This is a genomic window from Haloferax sp. AB510, from assembly GCF_024136985.1.
Lineage (GTDB): Archaea > Halobacteriota > Halobacteria > Halobacteriales > Haloferacaceae > Haloferax.
The window spans coordinates 1-3858 of sequence record NZ_JAMYJY010000176.1 but is presented as its reverse complement, the minus strand read 5'-3'; the positions used below and the strand labels follow the sequence as shown (position 1 = coordinate 3858).

Below are 3858 nucleotides of genomic sequence, written 5' to 3'. Positions count from 1 at the left end.
CCGCGTCTTCGGCCGCCTGCGCCGCTGCGTCGGGTGCCGCGTCGGGCTCGGAGTCTGCGTTCGCGTCCGTGGCCGACTCGGCAGGGTCGTCGCTCATGGGCGGGAGAAGTGGCCGGCGCGGCTTAAACGTGTAGACTGCGGGCCGGCCGAAACGCTTCTCACTGTGGGGCGGCCGCGCGGGTCGATACCCGCCGTCACCGACGGACAGCGGCCTTACTGGTAACGGCCTTACTGGTACATCCCGAGCGGTCGCGCCTGCGTGCTCTCTTCTTCGGACTGCTGCATCCGCCGGGCCAACTGCTCTTTTGCCTGTCGAATCTCGGTGGCACTGTCCACGAGGTCGTCCACGGGGACCTCGACGCCGACGAGCGGTTCAATGCCGTGTTTGATGATGACCCGAGCCGCCTCGGGGTCCGGGAACTGCGGGTCCGACTCGACGACCAAGGCGAGCGCTGGGCGACCGACCGAGACGGCGTTGCTCAGGAGCGCACCCGTCGGCCCCGAGACGAGGCCGGTCTCTGTCGGACGGTCGATGCCGGCGTCTTCGAGCCGCGACGTCGCGCCGTTGGTGCCGACGCCGTAGAGCGCGGGCACGTCTTCGGACTTCTCGTGGGCGATGCCCGAGAGGAACACGGGAAGCACGTCGAGTTCTTCGAACCACGGGCCGAGACAGGTGGCGAGTTCGGTCGCCGCCTCGGGCCGGATGGGGATGTCGCTCTGGAGGACGAGCAGGTTCCGCTCCGCGTCGGCGTAGAGCCTGACCGGCGGGTGGAGCGTCGGGTCGTCCTTCATGTAGACCGCGACCTTCGGGACGCCCTCGCAGAACACGTCGGCGTAGTGGGTCATGTCGAACGCCTCGACCAGATGGTCGGCCGCGATTTTGCCGACCAACCCGACGCCCGGCAGCCCTTCGACCAGCGTCGGCGACTCTAGTTCGTCGGTGAGTTCCTCCGCGAGGACGCGAATGCGTGCCATACGTGAACATGGTCTCCCGGGCGAGGTAAATCCGACGGGCGAATGCGTCGCCATCGGCCGACTGGACGGCGCGACTGGTTCGGCCGGTCGTTTTCCGGCGACGACGCCAACGAAGCCGGCGACTCCGACGACGCCGACGACTCCGAAACCGACAAGCGCGCCCCCGCGGAATCGAGTGTCATGAACCCGCTCCAGCGGTACGCGCCGCTCGTGGACGACGAGGAGGCCTTTTTCGCGGCCTGCGAGCGGCCGCTTCCCTCCGTCGTCCGCGTCAACACCATCAAGACGACGGTGGCGCGCGCCCGCGAGGCGCTCGACGACGAGGGCGTCGCCTACGAACCGACCGACTGGCACCCCGGCGTCCTGAAACTCGAAGACAGCAGTCCGGGGACGAACTGGCCGTACTTCCACGGCTGGCTCCACGGCCAAGAGGAGGTGTCGGCGCTCCCGGCTATCGCCCTCGACCCGCAGCCGGGCGAGCGCGTCTGGGACACCTGCGCCGCGCCGGGGTCGAAGACGACCCAGATTGCCGCCATGATGGACGACGAGGGCGTCCTCGTCGGCAACGACAACAACCTCGGGCGGCTGTCGGCGCTCCGCCACAACGCCGAGCGCCTCGGCGTGACCAACCTCGTCGTGTCGAATCAGGACGCCCGAAACTTCTCGATGAAGCCCTTCGGAGAGCGGACCCCGGAGCAGTCCGGGTCGTTCGAGCAGTTCGACCGCGTCCTCGTCGACGCCCCGTGTTCCTGCGAGGGCACCTGCCGGAAGAACCCCGACGTGCTCGACGAGTGGACGATGAACCACGTCAAAAGCGTCGCCGGCATCCAGAAAGGCATCCTCCGGCGCGCCGTGCAGGTGACGAAAGCCGGCGGCACCGTCGTCTACTCCACGTGTACCTTCGCGCCCGAGGAGAACGAGGCCATCCTCGACTTCGTCCTCGAACGGGAGGACTGCGAGGTCGTCGAGTGGGACGTGCCTGACGGCTTCGAGACCGCGCCCGGCATCACCGAGTGGGAGGGCGACGAGTACGACCCGTCGGTGACCAAGGCCCGCCGCGTCTACCCGCACCACAACGACACGGGCGGCTTCTTCACCGCCAAACTGGAGGTGACCGCATGAGCGACGACACTGCCCCCGACGAGAACTGGGGCCAGCAGTTCGACCGCCTGCCGCCGACGGCCGACGACCGTGTCGTCGAGGGGCGGCCCTCCCGCGAAGAGGTCGTCGACTGGTGGGAAGAGCGGTTCGGCGTCGACCCCGCCGTCTTCGACGGCTACACGTTCTGGGAGAAAGGCGCGGGCAAGATTTGGGCGTTCCACGGCGAGGTCGTCGACCCAATCAAAGTCGAGGGACTGGGAATGCGAATCCTTCGGACCCGCCAGCGCCACTGGAAGCCCTCGACCAACGCAGTCCAGCGGTTCTGCGGCGACGCGACCAAGAACGTTATCGAACTGAGTCCGGGCGAGGCGAAGGCGTTCGTCAACGGCCACGACCAACAACTCGACTGGTGGGAGGGCGACTGGGGCTACCTCACCGCCGCCCACGAAATCGCCGGCGAACTGGAACCCCTCGGCGTCGGCCTCTACCTCCACGGAGAACTCCGCTCGACGGTCCCGAAGGGTCGGCAAGAAGAACTCGTCAAACTCGACTGAGCGGTTCGGGGTCGCCCCCCGAGACTACTTCTCTCTGACCGTCCCGCCGGTCAGCCCCTCCCACTCGACCCGGTAGCCGAGCCGCGAGAGGACCGCACTCGCGTCGTCGAGGCCGCGGTCGTCGAGAACGGATTCGACCGCCGACAGCGACATCCCCGACTCGATTTCCCCGGCGAGCGCGTCGAGGACGGCAGGCCGGACCAGCGTTCGCCCGACGAGTTCGTGTTCGGGAAAGGCCACGTCGTCGAGGGCATCGACCGAGACGCCGCGGGCGGCCGCGAGGTCGGACAGGGTGACCACGTCGTCGTCCGGCGCGAGTTCGGCGGGGAGCGACGAGGCCGCGTCGGCGACGAGGTCGGACTCGTAGCCGCGCAGCACGTCCACCACGTCTTTCACGCGCACGGACCCGGCGTAGGGGACGACCCGGTGGTCGCGGGCGGCGATTTCCTCGCCGACGCCGAGCGACTCGTCCACGGCGACGACGAGTTCCACGTCCTCCACGTCGGCGAGTTGGCCCAGTTTCTTCTCGACGTACTCGGGCGTCCAAAAGCCCATAATCTCGAAGAAGACGCGGAAGTCGGCGTGCGCGTAGTCGAACGCGAAGTCGGGAATCATCACGCTCGTCCCCGTTTCGAGGGGTTCCGGCTCCCGGACGAGCGACCAGTCGAAGTCGAGGCCGCGGAAGCGGGCGGCGAAGTCGGCCTCCACGCCGCTGTCGAAACCGGGTTCGGCCATCGGTTCGACGCCGGGGACCGACACGTCGTCGCTCGTGAGCGTCAGTTCGCGCTCGGTCCCGCGGTCGTCGATGGTCGCCACGAGCCGCCAGTCGCCAGCGGTCGCGACCGACCGGAGCAGGCGGGCGAAGGCGGTTCCGTAGCGTCTGGTCCGCTGAAACAGCGCGTCGGGGCCGGTGACGACGACCTCGCGGCCGGCGTCGGTCTTCCGGACCTCGTACATCAGCCGGAGGCGTTTGACAGCCGAGACGACGGCCTTCGGGTCGGAGCTTCGGACTCGGACCTCGGTGGCGTCGAACAGGGCGGTCTGGGCGAGCGAGAGGTTGTACTGCGCGAGCAGTTCATCGGGCGTCCACCGGGGGTCGAACTCGGCGAGCACCTGTTCGACCTCGCGGTCGGCGGTCAGCGACTCGTCGACCGCGTCAGGCGACGACCCGAGCGAGGACGCCGCGCGGTCGAGGGCCGCGGCCCGCTCCTCGTCGGTCGTCACGCCG

4 protein-coding genes are annotated in these 3858 nt (G+C 68.7%); 2 read left to right on the top strand and 2 right to left on the bottom strand.

Translation table 11 applies throughout. From position 1 onward, the window contains the following. Positions 1 to 228: 228 nt before the first annotated feature. The gene (locus tag NKF06_RS19995; RefSeq protein ID WP_253246401.1) at positions 229 to 975 is read right to left on the bottom strand and encodes a PAC2 family protein; all 747 of its coding nucleotides are present in this window, start codon (positions 973 to 975) and stop codon (positions 229 to 231) included. A 180-nt stretch (positions 976 to 1155) separates the two neighbouring features. Between NKF06_RS19995 and NKF06_RS19990 the strand changes: the two genes are divergently transcribed. Then, positions 1156 to 2097: an RsmB/NOP family class I SAM-dependent RNA methyltransferase gene (locus tag NKF06_RS19990; RefSeq protein ID WP_253246402.1), complete on the top strand. Its 942-nt coding sequence runs from the start codon at positions 1156 to 1158 to the stop codon at positions 2095 to 2097. Next, the gene (locus NKF06_RS19985) at positions 2094 to 2630 is read left to right on the top strand and encodes a hypothetical protein (RefSeq protein ID WP_058827382.1); all 537 of its coding nucleotides are present in this window, start codon (positions 2094 to 2096) and stop codon (positions 2628 to 2630) included. Before NKF06_RS19990 ends, NKF06_RS19985 begins: the two co-directional genes overlap by 4 nt. Before the next feature lie 24 nt (positions 2631 to 2654). On the opposite strand, the gene NKF06_RS19980 is transcribed toward NKF06_RS19985, so the two are convergent. After that, positions 2655 to 3858: DUF790 family protein (locus NKF06_RS19980; protein ID WP_253246400.1), on the bottom strand; the 1204-nt coding region annotated here is incomplete at its 5' end.

Bases quoted from the DNA above. Each gene is read 5' to 3' on its own strand.
- NKF06_RS19995 (WP_253246401.1), bottom strand. From the start codon at position 975: ATGGCACGCATTCGCGTCCTCGCGGAGGAACTCACCGACGAACTAGAG.
- NKF06_RS19990 (WP_253246402.1), top strand. From the start codon at position 1,156: ATGAACCCGCTCCAGCGGTACGCGCCGCTCGTGGACGACGAGGAGGCC.
- NKF06_RS19985 (WP_058827382.1), top strand. From the start codon at position 2,094: ATGAGCGACGACACTGCCCCCGACGAGAACTGGGGCCAGCAGTTCGAC.